Here is a 15605-nt window from a genome sequence, read left to right on the forward strand (position 1 = left end):
ACATGACCCCAGGCTGGATTACCACAACGCTGCTGGACAACGACACCCCCGGCGGCTGGGCCGTTGCCCGCAGCCGCGACGGCTTTTTGCATGACACCAACGGCCCGCTGTTCCCCAGGGAATGGCTCAAGCGCCAGGACCTGTCGGTGTTTGCCGAACATGGCATCGGCCACCTTGATGGCGAGCCGGTGTACCTGCTGGAACTCAACTCGGCGGCTGAAGTGCCGGGCTGCAGCTGGCAGGGCCTGCGTGGTTTCATGCTGCAAGGCGATCATACCCTTTACAAGGTGTTGGGTTACGCGGCGCAGATCGGCACCTGGGCCCGCGAGCACAGGTTTTGTGGCAGTTGCGGCCAGGCCATGGTCCAGGTGCCGCGCGAGCGGGCGATGCATTGCCAGGCTTGCGACTTGCGCTGCTACCCGCGTATCTCGCCAAGCATGATCGTGCTGGTGACCCGTGGTGACGAGATTCTGCTGGCGCGTTCGCCACGGTTTGTCACGGGGGTGTACAGCACGCTGGCGGGGTTTGCCGAGCCGGGCGAGTCGGCCGAAGACTGCTTGATTCGCGAGGTCCGTGAGGAGGTGCAGCTGGAGGTCAAGAACATCCAGTACATGGGCAGCCAGTGCTGGCCGTTCCCCCATTCGATGATGCTCGGCTTCCATGCCGAGTACGCCGGGGGCGATATCGTGCCCCAGGCCGATGAGATCGAAGACGCACAGTGGTTCAATATTCACGACTTGCCGCCGTTGCCGGCGTCACGCTCGATTGCGCGTTACCTGATCGACCTCTACCTGGCCCGTCGGTTAGGCCACGCTGAACCAGTGTTGCCAGGCTAGGCGCACCGTCAGGCCAAGGACCACGGTGATAAACACCGGACGAATGAATTTGGCGCCGCCGCTGATCGCGCTGCGTGCGCCAAAGAACGCGCCACACATCACCGACACGCCCATGGCCAGGCCGACGATCCAATCCACCGAGCCATTGATGATGAACACCGTCAGCGCCGCGGCGTTGCTGACGAAGTTCATGCTGCGCGCTACGCCGCTGGCCTTTACCAGATCGATGGGGTGCAACAACATCGTGCTCACGGTCCAAAACGCTCCCGTACCGGGGCCGGCCACGCCATCGTAGAAGCCCAGGCCGAAGCCCTGGGTGGATTGCCATTTTTTCTTGATCGGCGCGTCTGCATCCAGCGGCGCCTTGGGCGTGCCGCCAAACAGCAGGTACACGCCACAGGCGAATACGATCACCGGCAGCATCTTGTTCAGGGTTTCAGCGGGCAGGTAGTGGGCGACCACGGCGCCGGTCAGCGCACCGATCAGCGTGCCGACGATGGCATGCACCCACTGGCGCGGATGGAACAGTTTGCGGCGATAAAAGGTGAAGCTGGCGGTGGCCGAGCCGAAGGTGGAACTGAGCTTGTTGGTGCCCAGTACCAGGTGCGGCGGCATGCCGGCGGTGAGCAGCGCAGGGGTGGTGAGCAAACCGCCGCCGCCTGCAATGGCATCGATGAAACCGGCGATAAAGGCGACAACGGCCAGGATGGCGAGGGTGGTGAGGTCTACGCTGAGTTCGAAGGGCATGGGCAGGGCTTATTCTTGGCAGGGTGCGCAGCGAGAGGGCGGCGCCAAAGGCCTGCATCTTACCTGCCGGATGTATCGAGAACCAAATGTGGGAGCGGGCTTGTTCGCGAATGCAGTGTGTCAGTCAAAATATCCATAACTGACCCACCGCGTTCACGAGCAAGCCCGCTTCCCATTGGTAACCGCGATCAACCGTGACGTTTCTCCAGCCACTCCAGCGCGGTCCGCCAGATACAAATCCCCAGGAAATACGCCGACATCACCGACCACAACCCAAACGTCCATGGGTTGGTGTTCGGGTAATCCACCACCATCAAGAAGCTGCACAGCAGCCAGATCGTGGTCACTGCGATATTGATCGGCATGAAGCGCTTGACCCGGAACGGGTGCAGGAATTTCATCGGCGTCACGGTCAACAATGCCAGGCCGATCACCGTAAGCAAGGTGACCCAGGCTTCCGGCTGGATGATATAGACGCACAGGGCCACTACGTTCCATGCGGCAGGGAAGCCGACAAAGTAGTTGTCCTTGCTCTTCATGTTCACATTGCAGAAGCAGAACAGCGACGACACCAGGATCACCGACACCGTAAACAGGTGGGTAAAGTCCGGCAGGTCGATGTAGCGGTAGATGAACAAGGCTGGAATGAATACGTAGGTGAGGTAGTCGATCACCAGGTCCAGCACCGAACCGTCGAAGCTCGGCAAGACCGTGCTGACGTTCACCCGTCGCGCCAGTGAACCGTCGACACCGTCCACTACCAGTGCCAGGCCCAGCCACAGCAGGCAGGCCTTGGGTGAGTTTTCCAGCAGCGCCAGGGTGGCCAGGAAGGCCAATACCACACCGGTGGCGGTAAAGCCGTGGGCGCCCCAGGCTTTGAGTCTGGCTACATGCAGGGTCGATATCACGGGCGGTTCTCCAAATGGTGAAACGGGGCAGCCGACAACGTGACGCCGTCGAGTCTGGCCGGGGAATGCAGGTATCGACCGGGAAGGGGGCAATAAGGTTCACCACCCCGGTGTATCACTTAGCGTAGCAAGCGTAAGACGTTTCGGCATCAGCCCTGGCGGAACACCAGTGCCTTCAAGCCACTTTGTGGGTCGATATCCGGGAATTCCGGCGGGTTTTCCAGGCGCTCGACAAAGCGCAGGCCCGGTGCTTCGTGGGTCACGCCGTCGATCAGGAAGTCTTCGCCGAACGCCGGATCATTCATGCAGGCCAATACGGTGCCTTGTGGCGTGAGCAAAGCCGGCAAGCGACGCAGTACGCGTTGGTAGTCCTTGGTCAGCAGGAAACTGCCTTTCTGGAACGACGGCGGGTCGATGATCACCAGATCATACGGGCCGCTATGGGTAACTTTGGCCCAGGATTTGAACAGGTCGTGGCCCAGGAAGCTAACGTTGCTGAGGTCATGACCATTCAGGCGATGGTTGTCGCGACCACGGCTCAGCGCACCACGGGCCATGTCGAGGTTTACTACATGATCGGCGCCGCCCTCAATGGCCGCCACGGAAAATCCGCAGGTGTAGGCAAACAGATTGAGCACACGTCGGCCCTTGGCCTGCTCTCGCACCCAAGTGCGCCCGTAGCGCATGTCGAGGAACAGCCCGCTATTCTGTTTTTTACCCAGGTCGATCAGGTAGTGCAGGCCGCCTTCCGTAATGGTCAGCTCGTCGACGGGTGCGCCCACCAGCCATTCAGTAGTGCTTTGCGGCAGGTAACGGTGTTGCAACGCGACAGTGTAAGTACCGAACCCGGTTTGCAGCAGCTGTTTCAACGCTTCCAGCTGGGTAGCGTCCGGTTCCTTGAACAACGAGACCAGCAGCACACCTTGCAACCAGTCCACCGTCAGTTGCTCCAGGCCCGGCCAGCAACGTCCACGGCCATGGAACAGACGCCGGGTTTCGTCCGGTGGGCTCGCCAGGGCGGTGAGCAGGTGAGCGTGCAGGGTGGCGAGTGCGTCTGGGTTCATCGTTAAACGTCGGTCGTTGAGCGGGCGGCATTTTAAACACAATTGCGGGCTTTCGTCCTGTTTGAGCATAACGTGCTCATAAAGAGAAGATTGGCAGTGATTCATGCTCCTGGCTGATGCCGGACTTCTGGCAGTTTCCCACCGGCTCCATGGGCATCGGCCCCATCAGCGCGATTTTCCAGGCGCGTTTCATGCGTTGTCTGCAGCACCGCAACTTGCAGGACACCACCGACCGTCACGTCTGGGGCGTCATTGGCGATGGCGAGATGGACGAACCGGAAAGCATGTCAGCCCTGACCTTGGTCGCCCGCGAAGCCTCTTGGACTCGCTGACGGGCGCACATCCAAATGTGGTGACTTGTGGTGTTTTTAGACAGTGGCGATCAGAGCGGGCCCAAACGCTTCCTTCAAGAACCCGGGGGCGATGTACCGCTCGTAATGCGCCTCGGACAGCAAGAAAAACTCCCGGTCAATCGCATCTCGCAGATCCGCCAGGCTTCGTTCGCGAAACTCCGGCAGCAACGCCAGCCCGTACGCTTCCAACTTGGAAATCACCCGCGCACCCCGGGCAATCAGCTGGTACGCCCAGCAATACGGCGACTGGTGCGGCATGAAACGGATCTTGCGGTTTTCCAGTTGCTGACGCAGCAGGTGCGCATCAAACACCTCCAGCTTGCTGGCCATGACCTGCACCAGCAATTGCTCCAGGCGCAGCCATACCGCCTGTTTCTCCTCGGCGTTATAGCCGTTCCACTGGATCACTTCATGGTGATAACGCTTGCAGCCCCGGCAGACCAGGTCCCCGTAAACGGTGGAGCACAGGCCGACGCAGGGCGTCTTGATGGTTTGATTGGGCATAAAGGGCAATTTGCAAAGTCTGTAAAACACCGCAGACCCAATGTGGGAGCGGGCTTGCTCGCGAAAGCGGTGTATCAGTTACCAGATTTATCAACTGACACTCCGCATTCGCGAGCAAGCCCGCTCCCACAGTCAGGTCAGTGTTGTCGATTAGTCCCAGCTCAATGCGCCGCCAGTCTGATATTCGATCACACGGGTTTCGAAGAAATTCTTCTCTTTCTTCAAGTCCATAATCTCGCTCATCCACGGGAACGGGTTGGTAGTGCCTGGGTACTCTTCTTTAAGGCCAATCTGCGACAGGCGACGGTTGGCGATGAACTTGAGGTAGTCCTCCATCATCGCCGCATTCATCCCCAACACCCCGCGCGGCATGGTATCGCGAGCGTATTCGATCTCCAGCTGAGTCCCTTGCAGGATCATCTGGGTCGCTTCTTCCTTCATCTCGGCATCCCACAAATGCGGGTTTTCGATCTTGATCTGGTTGATCACATCGATACCGAAGTTCAGGTGCATCGACTCATCGCGCAGGATGTATTGGAACTGCTCGGCCACGCCGGTCATTTTGTTGCGACGGCCCATGGAGAGGATCTGGGTGAAGCCGCAATAGAAGAAGATGCCTTCCAGCACGCAGTAGTAGGCGACCAGGTTGCGCAGCAGCTCTTTGTCGGTCTCGACGGTGCCGGTTTCGAACTTCGGATCGGAGATCGAGCGGGTGTATTTCAGGCCCCAGGCGGCTTTTTTAGCCACCGATGGGATCTCGTGGTACATGTTGAAGATCTCGCCTTCATCCATGGCCAGCGATTCGATGCAGTACTGGTAGGCGTGGGTGTGGATCGCTTCTTCGAAGGCCTGGCGCAGGATGTACTGGCGGCACTCCGGGTTGGTGATCAGGCGGTACACGGCCAACACCAGGTTGTTGGCGACCAGGGAGTCGGCGGTGGAGAAGAAGCCCAGGTTGCGCATGACGATACGGCGTTCGTCGTCGGTCAGGCCTTCGGGGTTTTTCCACAGCGCGATGTCGGCGGTCATGTTGACCTCTTGCGGCATCCAGTGGTTGGCGCAGCCGTCGAGGTACTTTTGCCAGGCCCAGTCGTACTTGAAGGGTACAAGTTGGTTGAGGTCGGCGCGGCAGTTGATCATGCGCTTTTCGTCGACTGCGACGCGGGCGGAAGCGCCTTCGAGTTCGGCGAGGCCTTCGGCGACGTCGAGTTTGTCCAGGGCGGCCTTGGCGCGCACGATGGCGGCGGAGTCACTGGAGGTGACGGCGCGGGCTTCGAGGGCGGCTTTGGCGCCGTCGCCGTCGAGGCGGTCCATGTTAGCTTCGCTGGCGTGGCCAGCATTGGCGCCCTTGATCACCGCTGCACCGGTGTCTTCGTTGTCGACTTCATCCCAACTCAACATGGAAATGCTCCTTCCTGGTATTCGAAAAATAAGTTTTTTGCAGGCTTCAAGGCATTGAAATACTGCGCATAGTGTGGTCGGTAAATACCGATGCCGCACACTATGTAGTGGTCTGTTTTGTTTGTGAGCACACTATATGGTGTGTGTCAGAGATGGTCAACGCACAAGACGGCCTTCATCGTTGCAGGGGGTATGAGCAAATCTCACCATCGGCGAAGGTTTCGAAGGCCCGACCGTCAACGCTGCCCACATCAATATCCTCAGCGGTCCACGCAACGGTCCGGCCGGCCAGGCGTTCGCCAACAGCCTCGCGTCGCCAAGCCAGGGGCATTGTCCGTTCAAGGTGATCGCCCAGCCGAATATTCCGGTCAAAAACACTGCTGCTGGTGAGTGTAGGCGTGCCTTCAAGGCCATACTCAACATTATGAGTAATGTTGGTGGTCAGCAAGTTTGATCATTTTAAGTATTTGTACTCCCGGTGCCAGGCTAGGAATTGAGCGCGTGCAAATGATACCATTAAGCCATCACAAGATGGAGTTTTTGGTATGCAGTGGACTATTACCCTACCTAAGGAATTAAACAATTTTCACGGTCCGTTAAGAGTCACACTAGGCAACCCTCGCTGGGATGATTTTGGGTTTAATTATCATGCGGTGATAGAGTTACATTATAAACATGAGTGCTTAGTATTCCACCTTTATGTAATGCCGTTCGACGTAAAAAATGAAATATTCAACAGATTGGCAGATGCTCCGCCGGGTGAGTTGACAAGATACATAAGTTTGCTTCGCGATCCAGCGACGTATCAATACCTTGCCTCAAATTTGGACGACTCTGACTATAATGCTCTTTTGCATGAGTTAAGAGAGCTTTCTGCTGCCAAAAGCTTGGGGAGCATTTCACAGGCTGAATTAAATGACATTGCTTCGCTTGAACCCTTTCGTCTTGGCGTTCTAAGAAGAACCAATGCATACCTGTCTATCGTGAGAGGTTACGAGTCATCATATGTTGCTGAAGCATACGGTGATACGCGGGTGGATTTTTCATTCTCGATGATATTGCCAGGTACCAACGAATGGCTGAGCTTGTCTTTTATATATAAAGATCATCGGTATTTTGAGGATAGAATACATTGTCTGATCGGCGTGAACGGGGTAGGAAAAACTCAATTTTTATCAGGGTTGATTGGCTCAATTGCCCAGCGCTGCGGCGATATGAATCAACATGCTCCTTTACCCGGGTTGGCTTTCCATGCTGGAAGCAAAGTCGAGCAATCCGCTAGGCGACTGGATGTTCCTGACGGGTTCTATTTTAATCGGGTATTGGCTTACAGCTCTGACGCATTCACAATGTTACCGATGCCTGGCAAACCTTCTTCATTTGATTATCAGATTTTTAACTCGGCGGACCCGAACGCTTCCAGTGAGTATGGGAAAAGTTTATCGCACTTATTGCTGGGCGTTTTGAGAGATGTAAGTGATGCATTCAACGAGCGCGCTTGGGCGATACTCTGCTCTAGCCTGGAGAGCCTGATTCCCATGGAGCGCTTGGCTATTCCTGTGACTGATCGATGCCCTGAAGGGTATTACTTCACTGATCAGCGTGGAGAGCGCTGGTGCAACATCGACAGAATCAGTGGCGAGAATAGAAGCCTGGATATCTACGGTACCGTAGACCCCAGTCGACCGCCTTCGATCTTTCCACTGACAGGGTCGATACCAGTGGAGTTAAGTAGTGGCCAACGGGTCATGTTTAGGTTTGCCTTGCACTTTCTGACGCATGCAAGCTATGGGGCTCTACTCGTCATAGATGAACCTGAAACTTATCTTCATCCGAATTTAATCAGTGACTATATGATGCTGTTGTACCGTATTCTTACGGCCACAGGGTCAACGGCTATCATAGCAACGCATTCGGCTTATGTCGTGAGGGAACTGCCAAAGCATTGTGTTCATGTCCTTCAGCGTGATGGTGAGAAGATTGTAAATGGAACTCCCTATCTAAATACCTTGGGTGCAAGTGTTTCAGAGATATCTGCAGCTGTCTTCGGGGATAGCACCGCTAATGCGTATCACAGGAAAATTACGCAGCTTTTGTCGGAGTCTGATTTGTCCTTTGAAGAGGTCTTGGATGGCTACCGTGATATATTTAATCTTAATATGCTCATGGAAATTAGTGATCTCATGGATGATGTCGAGGGGCGTGGTTAAGTATGCAGAGTTACAAGCAGTACGTTGCCACAGATGAATCCTCTCTTTCTAAGGTGTGTGAAAGCTATGGCCATCTATCATCTGTGTACGATAGAATACTAGGCGCGTACGCTGAATATGAACTTACCGAAGGCAGTCCTTATATGCGTTCAGTCGGTTTGACTAAAGAGGCGGTAACTTGTTTGCATGCTCTTTATGTTGGTGCGGCAAAATTGCACGGGCTCGACTGGGTAAAGAAAGTAAAGTTACATGTGTCCAGTTCCTGTCCGATGTGTGGTAACACCGCAATGGGCACCGTTGAGCACTATTTGCCCAAGGCGCCTTTTCCTGAGTATTCAATTTATAGTAATAATCTTATACCCTCCTGCGTTGATTGTAATAGTAAGCGAGGAAGCAGGCACGTCAATGGTGTTGCCGAAAAATTCATTCATCCTATCTATGATGTCTCAATACTTGAACGGCTTCTATTGATTACGGTGTTTGAAGGTTCGCACCGTAGGGTTAAGTTTCGTCTGGGTTATAATAGTTCTTCGTTTTTGCCGGCGGAGTCCAGACGAATTGAGTTTCATATAAAAATGAACGTTTTGGTCAAGTCATACCGATTCGTTACCTTGAATTATCGATCCGAGTTTAGAGCTAGAGCGGAAGGTAAGTTTACAGAGGAGGCGCTGGCACGGTTGATAACTAAAGAACTAAGTATTCTGCGAAAGTCTGGAGGTGGGCGTTGCTGGAGAGGGGCTTTCTTGAGGGGGTTGTTGGAGATTTCTCATGCTGAGAGGCTCGTTGTTCTGAAGGGGCCGGAGCTAACTGCCTTAGTGTGATAAACAAAGGGCATTCTGACAGTTGGTTAGTGGTTATTTTGAATGGGTAGGGTTTTGTATAATATCCTGCGGTCATCTGATTTTCTTGATTGATATTGAGCCTTAAATAGGTAGGTGCTGACGTATTCAAACATCGCTTTCTCGATTAAGCCACTGCGTAAACAACCGAACCTTTGATAAGCCCTGCTTTTGCGTCGCTACATCCAGCCAATAGCCATAGGGGCCGATCACCTCCAGCGGGTGATCGGCAGCAGGCTGCCGTTGGCCAACTCACGTTCGATCATCTGCTGGTCGATCACCAGCAGCTCACTGCTGCAATGGGCTGCGGTGGCAGGCGACCTCTTCGAAGACGCGGAGCATGTTGAGGGAAGGCAGGCGGCGCATGGGTCAGAGTCCCCACGATGTTTGTAGTGAGCGGGGCTAGCCCGTTCACTACGAAGAGCAGTGGTTAGAAATAATACCCAATGTTCATGTACAGCTGATTCTCCCACTGATTGCTGCCTCCGGCCCCCAGGCTCTGGGTATAGCTGCTGCCGCCAATGTACGGGTCATTCTTGCCAATCAACCACTCCGTCGCGATCCACAACTTGCTGAAGGAAAGCGACGTGCCGAGGATCACCCGTTGCGAGGTCTTGAACTCATCGGCGGATTTATCAAAGGCACTGTAGTTGGCGTACAGCTTCACACCGCTGACCTGATCCCACAGGTATTTGCCGCCCACGTCATAACTCAGGTCCGCCACATACAGGTTGCCGCGACTGGCGACGTTGTAAGTGCCGTCATACCCGCCCAGGGTCACCACTTCGTCCGTACCGGCGTTACGCGGCGACATCTGCTGGCGTGCGGCCTGCAATTGCAGGCCCCACGGGCCGTTTTTGCCCAGGTAGTGGATGGCCACGGCGTTGCGTCGCCCATCGTTGCCGGTATCTTTGTTTTCCAGGGTCGAGGTCAGGCCGGACAGGCCGATTTCGGACTTCCAGTCGCCCAGGTCCAGGGCCTTGGCCACGCGCAGCACCACGGTGTTGCGTTCCTGGTTGTCACTGCCGTCGCCAACGTAACTGTCGGCGCCAGACACCACGCTGGAATAGGTCACGCCCTTGCTGGTGCCCTTGCCCTGCCACGCGGGGCGAAGGTAATAGCCAGCCTGGATGTTCCAGTCGCCGGTCTGTTGCACGTATTTGGCACCGACCTGCTGCACGTCTTCCAGGCCGATCACGTTGCCCAGCGTTTCGTAGAAGGTGCTGCCGAAGTAAGGCTGCAAGCCGAACGGCACGGTGTTCAAGCCCACTTGCACGTGTTGCTCGGGGTTGAACTTGTAGCCGACCCAGGCGAACTTGGCGAATTGGATGTCGCCATAGTTCTTGGTGTACTGGTAGGGGTACGAGCGCCCGTAGAAACGGTACTGCGCCTCGCCGATCCATGTGTCGGAGCTGTACTTGGCGCTGAGGAACACGGTGTCCAGGCCGAACTTCTGGATGTCGCGATCCGGGTCGTAGTCCCAGCGCGCACGGATGGCGCCGCCGAGGTCGAGGTTGTCGGTAACCTGCACGGCCATGGCCGGCGCCGCGAGGACGCCGAGCACGGGGATGAGGGTGAAGCGGACCAGCTGCAAGGGCAGGCCGGTGCCCAGGAATGGGCGGCGGTTGATCATGGGGCTGCTCTCATGTTGTTTTTATTAGAGATGCCCGCAGTTTTGTCATCCGCGCAAAGATCGACAAACGATAAATTCAGTGGTTAAACGTTCGTTAAACGAATGTTAGTTGGCGTGGTGAGGCCAGGGGGTTGAAATAGACACATCGATTGATACAAAAAATCATGTTGGCTAGGAATTGTACTGCTGCTCATGGGATGCTTGGCGCCTCGTCTGTCGTCTTCGAGTGCTCGCCATGAAACGCAAAATGCCCGGTCTCAATGCCCTCAAGGCTTTCGAAGTGGCCGGCAGTACCGGCAGTTTCACCCGGGCTGCGGAGCTGTTGAACGTGACCCAAAGTGCGGTCAGCCGTCAGGTTCGCCAGTTGGAAGAACAGTTGGGTGAAAACCTGCTGGAACGACGCCATCACCATTTGGAACTGACCAGCGCCGGCCGCGTATTGCTGCGCGCACTGCACCAATCCTTCGACAAGATCGAGCTGACGGTGCGCAGCATCCAACAGAAAACCCACTCCAACCGCTTGCATGTTAATGCACCGCCGACCTTCACCAGTCGCTGGTTGATGCCGCGTCTGGGGCGCTTGCGTGAAGCCCATCCCGAGCTGGAATTGAGTCTCACCACCTGCCTGCAAGACAGCCTGGCGCAGACCAGCACCCTCGACTGTGCGATTCGTTTTGGCAATGGCGAGTGGGACTGCCTGGACAGTTCGCTGTTGATTCAGGAACGGCATATCGCCGTGTGTGCGCCGTCTCTGTATGCCCGCGAATGTAGCGATGGGGTGGACCTCAATCGCATGACGCTGCTGCATGTGTTGGCCAGTGAGGATCAGCGGTATCTCACCTGGAAACATTGGTTGGATGCGGCGCGTATTCACGGGGTGGATACCCAGGGTGGATATGAGTTCGATCTGCTGGACTTGGCGATTCGGGCGGCCACGGATGGATTGGGGATCACGATTGCTGACTGGCATATGGTGGCGGCGGAGCTGGCTTGCGGGCAGTTGACTCAGGTGCTGAATGTGCATGTGGAGGGGCATCAGTCGTATTGGCTGGTGACGCGGCCGGAGCAGACGGATATGCCGCAGTTGCAGGTGTTTGGTCAGTGGTTGCAGGAGGAGATCTGGTTGGCGCAGCGGCAGTTGGAGCCGTCTACGGCGGCTAATTGATTGGGTAAGGGTACATATCCGTTATTTGGGTAACGGCTGGTATTGGTTCCGTCCTTACGGCGGCCCCCCAAATCCCTGTCGAATTCCGGCCAGCGTGTTTGACGGGGCGCCTTAGATCAAAAGCAAGAGCACAGCGGCTTGACAGCCGGCTTGAGTGGTAGAGCAAAGGCAAATACGGTCTTGTGGGAGCTGGGTTGTCGGGTCGCCGCATCGCTGCGATGGCATCGACACGGTGTGCCAGATACACCAGGGTGTCTGCATCTCTGTGTTCAAGTGCGGCTCACAAAGTGATCTTGATCTGCGCACACAACCCACCTTCCGGCCGATTGCTCAACGTCAACGATCCGCCAATCGCCACGACCAGTTGCTGGGCAATCGCCAAACCCAGGCCCGTGCCACCGGTGCCGCGGTTGCGTGAGCTTTCGACGCGGTAGAACGGTTGCATCACCTGTATCAGTTCGTCTTCGGCAATGCCAGGGCCGTTGTCCAAGACCTTGATCGAGAGTTCGCCCTCTGCCGTGGAGCCGACTTCCAGTTGCGCGGCCCCGGCGAATTTGAGGGCGTTGTCCACCAAGTTCACCAGCACTCGGCGCAGGGCGTGGGGGCGGGTGTCGAGGACCACGGCGCTTTTGCCCGTGAGGATGACCTGTTTGTGCATGTCCTGGTAGTCGAACACCAGGCTGTCGAGGAAAGCGTCGAGGTTGATGCGATGACTGGCTTCGGTGGCGCCGTGGACGCTGCGCGCATAGGCCACGCCTTCACGCACCAGGTGTTCCATTTCGCCCAGGTCGCTCCAGAGTTTGTCGCGTTCGGCACAATCTTCCATGAATTCGGCGCGCAGTTTCATGCGGGTGATCGGAGTTTGCAGGTCGTGGGAAATTGCCGCGAGGATCTGCATGCGTTCCTTGAGGTATTCGGCGATGCGTTTTTGCATTTCATTGAAGGCGGCGGCGGCATGGGCGACTTCGGTCGGGCCTTTTTCGTCCAGCGGCGTGGGGTGGGCATTGGGGTCGAGGGTTTCCACGGCGCGGGCCAGGCGGGTCAGCGGGCGGATGGCCAGGCGCACGGCGAACCAGGTGCAGCCCAGCAGCAGTGCCAGTTGCAGCACCAGCACCACCGGCAACCAGTAGGCGACAGGCAGGGCAGCAGGGCGGACGTCGACGGTGATCGGGCTGCCATCGGCCAGGGTCAGGTGCGCCTGGAAGTGCTTCTGCATGCCGGGAATGTCGCGGAAGGTCAGCGCGTAATGCTCGCCCAGTGCGTCCGCAATCGAAGTCGCGGCCATTGGCACATCGTCGCTGCTCATCGGCTCGCCGATTTCACCCGCGTTCAGGAGGTAGCGATAGTTCTGGCGGTCGAGACGCGGCAGCCAACTGGCGCGTTCGTCGGCGGGCAGGCGGTCGAGGATGGCCACCGAGGTGGAGACATCGTTTTCCAGGTTACCCAGCATCGCGGTGCGCGCGCTGATGTAGCGTTCGTAGAACTGCGCACTGAAGGACAAACCATGGGCGCACACCAAGCTGATCAAGAAGATCAGTGACAACTGCGACGCCAGGGTGCGTGGCCAACCAAACCTTAAGCTCATTGATCAGCCCCGAGGATCTCCACCGGCAACGAGAACACGTAGCCCTCGCTGCGCACGGTCTTGATATAGGCTGGTTCGCGGGCGTCATCGAGCAAGCGTTGGCGCAGGCGGCTCACCAGCAGGTCGATGGAACGGTCGAACAGGTCGGCATCGCGACCTTGGGTCAAGTTCAGCAACTGGTCTCGGTTGAGCACGCGCTGGGGGTGATCGAGGAACACCCGCAGCAGGCGGTATTCGGCGCCACTCAGCGCCACCAGGGTGTCGTCTTCGTCGAGCAGGTGGCGGGCGGTGGTGTCCAGGCGCCAGCGGCCGAAGCGAATCAACCGTCCGGTTTCGCTGACCACCAAGTTCGGCGGCAGCATCCGTGTGCGGCGCAACACGGCGTTGATGCGCGCCAGCAGTTCGCGGGCGGCGAAGGGTTTGACCAGGTAGTCGTCGGCGCCCATTTCCAGGCCGATGATGCGGTCGGTTTCGTCATTGCGGGCGGTGAGCATCAGCACCGGCGTGGTTTTGTGCTTGCCCACTCGCAGTTCGCGGCACAACTGCAAGCCATCGTCGCCTGGCATCATGATATCCAGCACGATCAGGTCCACCGGGGTGCTTTCGAGGAAGCTGCGCATCTGGCGGCCGTCGGCGACCACTGTGGTACGCATGCCGTTTTTCTTGAGGTAGTTGCCTACCAGTTCGCGGATCTCCCGGTCGTCATCGACAATCAGGATGTGATCGACATGATCCATGCTGCCTTCCTCGTTAAATACTCGTTGGGGCGCAGTCTAGCCACTGGCGGCAGCCTTGCCTTGTGCCCTTTGTATTGCAGTGTATCTGGCGATAGGGAGATACACGACGATGCAAAATCGCGGGTGCGACAGGCAATGTTCATAAATCAAGAGGGGTGCGAAGCGCTTCCCAGCAGTGTCTCGAACAACCGCTGGACCTGTGGCTCATCACTGTGGGCCACATTGAAACGCATCGAATCACGCTGTACCGGGTCGTAGCCAAACAGCGCGCCCGGTGCCAGCACCATGCCCTGTTTTAATGCCGCCTGGGCCAGCAGCTCGCCGTTGATTCCAGGCGGCAGGCGCGCCCAGATAAACATCCCGCCTTCATAAGCCATCGGCAGTTCGCAGCCGCAACGCTTGAGCCATTGCTCCACGCGCCCACCGGCCTCGAGCAAGCGCTGCACCATGCGCTTGCGGTGCTTGGCATAGCTGCCTTCGCTGAGCATGCGGTACACAATCTGCTCGAACAACTCTGAGGTCACGCCGCCGCTCATCAACTTCATATTGGTAAGGTTGGCTGCCAGTTGCGGGGCTGCAACCACGAAGCTTGTGCGCGCGTTGGCGCTGAGGCTCTTGGAAAAACCTGACAAGTAGGTCACCTGGTCCAGTCCGGCGAGGGCGGCCAGGCGCGGCGGCGGGTTGGGATGCAGGTCGCCGTAGAGATCGTCTTCTACGATATGGCAAGCGTAGCGCTGGGTCAGTTGCAGCAGGCGGAATGCCTGGCCTGGGCTGAAGGAATGGCCCGTCGGGTTCTGCAGGACGCTGGTGGTCAGATACAGACTGGGCCGGTGTTCGGCCAATAGGTCTTCGAGGGCCGTGAAGTCAAAACCGTCGGGGCGGCGCTGGATCGTCACCACCTTGACCTCGTGCAGGGCCAGGTTGGCGTGGAAGTTGAAGTAGCACGGCGCATCGAGCAATACCGTGTCGCCGGGCCGTGCCAGCAGGCGCATGAGCATGTCCAGGCCTTGGACGGTGTTGGGGGTGGTGATGATCTGTTCTACCGGCACCGACAGGCCTTCGCCGTGCAGTTTCTGTTGCAGGGCCTGGCGCAACGGCAGCAGCCCGGCCGGTGTGCCGAGACTGGCGATGCGCAGTGACGGCGCACGCACCACGCTGCGTAGGGTTTGACGGAGCGCTTCGCTGTCGAGCCAGCTTTCCGGCAGGTGGCCGCCACCGGGGCGCAGGTCGCCGTTGGCAGCGGCCAAGGGACGACGCAGCACGCTGAGCATGTCCTGGGGCAGCAGTTCCACCCAGTTCGTAGAGGTCGGGCGCACCACCTCCATCGCCACGAAGTAGCCTCGGCCTTGGCTGGAGGTAAGCAGATTTCGTCCGCGCAGGCGGTCAAGGGCTTCGTTGAGGGTGAACTTGCTCACGCCCAGGATCTGGGTCAGTTCGCGCACTGAAGGCAACTTGCTACCTGGCGTCCATTCGCCGTTGTCGATGGCCCGGCTGAACGCCTCGACGATCTGTTGCACCTTGGGGGTGCCCTCGACAAAGGCAATGGCTGATACGGACACGCAGTTTCCTTATCTTTGCTGGTTATTTTACCGGTGAAGTATGGGCGAATTAGGCCCCACTTCA

General features: G+C 57.4%; 12 protein-coding genes and 3 pseudogenes. 5 read left to right on the forward strand and 10 right to left on the reverse strand.

Translation table 11 applies throughout. The features are described 5' to 3' along the window. Positions 1-2 precede the first annotated feature (2 nt). On the forward strand, positions 3-836 hold the full coding sequence (nudC, locus tag LVW35_RS12555; protein WP_233895867.1) for an NAD(+) diphosphatase: 834 nt from the start codon (positions 3-5) through the stop codon (positions 834-836). On the opposite strand, the gene LVW35_RS12560 is transcribed toward nudC, so the two are convergent. The 3 genes from LVW35_RS12560 to LVW35_RS12570 form a co-directional block, all read right to left on the reverse strand. Beyond that, on the reverse strand, positions 804-1583 hold the full coding sequence (locus LVW35_RS12560; RefSeq protein ID WP_033898325.1) for a TSUP family transporter: 780 nt from the start codon (positions 1581-1583) through the stop codon (positions 804-806). The genes nudC and LVW35_RS12560 overlap by 33 nt on opposite strands. 188 nt (positions 1584-1771) lie before the next feature. Beyond that, positions 1772-2491 (reverse strand): phosphatidylcholine synthase, encoded by a 720-nt coding sequence (gene pcsA / locus LVW35_RS12565; protein ID WP_233895868.1) that lies wholly within the window; start codon positions 2489-2491, stop codon positions 1772-1774. A gap of 149 nt (positions 2492-2640) precedes the next feature. After that, positions 2641-3555 carry a class I SAM-dependent methyltransferase gene (locus tag LVW35_RS12570; RefSeq protein WP_233895869.1) on the reverse strand — a complete coding sequence of 305 codons (915 nt, stop codon included), beginning with the start codon at positions 3553-3555 and terminating at the stop codon, positions 2641-2643. Between the two features lie 110 nt (positions 3556-3665). Here LVW35_RS12570 and LVW35_RS12575 point away from each other — a divergent pair. Further along, a pseudogene (locus LVW35_RS12575) lies at positions 3666-3869 on the forward strand (hypothetical protein); the annotation flags it as partial. A 54-nt stretch (positions 3870-3923) separates the two neighbouring features. Here the strand turns inward: LVW35_RS12575 and LVW35_RS12580 are convergent. Beyond that, positions 3924-4412: a DUF1289 domain-containing protein gene (locus LVW35_RS12580; RefSeq protein WP_233895871.1), complete on the reverse strand. Its 489-nt coding sequence runs from the start codon at positions 4410-4412 to the stop codon at positions 3924-3926. A gap of 150 nt (positions 4413-4562) precedes the next feature. Next, entirely contained in the window at positions 4563-5813 is a 1251-nt protein-coding gene (locus LVW35_RS12585) for a ribonucleotide-diphosphate reductase subunit beta (RefSeq protein WP_233895873.1), read from the reverse strand. Between the two features lie 208 nt (positions 5814-6021). Here LVW35_RS12585 and LVW35_RS12590 point away from each other — a divergent pair. Together LVW35_RS12590 and LVW35_RS12595 are read left to right on the forward strand one after the other, a co-directional pair. After that, a pseudogene (locus tag LVW35_RS12590) lies at positions 6022-6186 on the forward strand (formaldehyde-activating enzyme); the annotation flags it as partial. Positions 6187-6358: 172 nt separating this feature from the next. Further along, positions 6359-8023: an AAA family ATPase gene (locus LVW35_RS12595; protein ID WP_233895875.1), complete on the forward strand. Its 1665-nt coding sequence runs from the start codon at positions 6359-6361 to the stop codon at positions 8021-8023. A 947-nt stretch (positions 8024-8970) separates the two neighbouring features. On the opposite strand, the pseudogene LVW35_RS12600 reads toward LVW35_RS12595, so the two are convergent. Further along, positions 8971-9149 (reverse strand): annotated as a pseudogene (locus tag LVW35_RS12600) (LysR substrate-binding domain-containing protein); the annotation flags it as partial. A 143-nt stretch (positions 9150-9292) separates the two neighbouring features. After that, positions 9293-10399 (reverse strand): hypothetical protein, encoded by a 1107-nt coding sequence (locus tag LVW35_RS12605; RefSeq protein ID WP_442799675.1) that lies wholly within the window; start codon positions 10397-10399, stop codon positions 9293-9295. A 331-nt stretch (positions 10400-10730) separates the two neighbouring features. Between LVW35_RS12605 and LVW35_RS12610 the strand changes: the two genes are divergently transcribed. Continuing rightward, positions 10731-11660, forward strand: a complete 930-nt coding sequence (locus LVW35_RS12610; protein ID WP_233895879.1) for a LysR substrate-binding domain-containing protein — start codon at positions 10731-10733, stop codon at positions 11658-11660. Between the two features lie 280 nt (positions 11661-11940). Here LVW35_RS12610 and LVW35_RS12615 read toward each other — a convergent pair whose 3' ends face one another. The 3 genes from LVW35_RS12615 to LVW35_RS12625 all read right to left on the reverse strand — a co-directional run bounded on the left by LVW35_RS12615 (position 11941) and on the right by LVW35_RS12625 (position 15541). After that, complete coding sequence (locus LVW35_RS12615; RefSeq protein ID WP_233895881.1) at positions 11941-13245, reverse strand: ATP-binding protein; 1305 nt, start codon at positions 13243-13245, stop codon at positions 11941-11943. After that, a complete protein-coding gene (locus LVW35_RS12620) occupies positions 13242-13982 on the reverse strand; it encodes a response regulator (RefSeq protein ID WP_233895882.1) in 741 nt (246 codons plus the stop codon). The genes LVW35_RS12615 and LVW35_RS12620 overlap by 4 nt, the downstream gene beginning before the upstream one ends. 146 nt (positions 13983-14128) lie before the next feature. After that, a complete protein-coding gene (locus tag LVW35_RS12625; protein ID WP_233895883.1) occupies positions 14129-15541 on the reverse strand; it encodes an aminotransferase-like domain-containing protein in 1413 nt (470 codons plus the stop codon). Between the last annotated feature and the right edge of the window lie 64 nt (positions 15542-15605).

It is taken from the genome of Pseudomonas sp. HN11 (assembly GCF_021390155.1).
In the GTDB taxonomy this organism is placed as follows: Bacteria; Pseudomonadota; Gammaproteobacteria; order Pseudomonadales; family Pseudomonadaceae; genus Aquipseudomonas.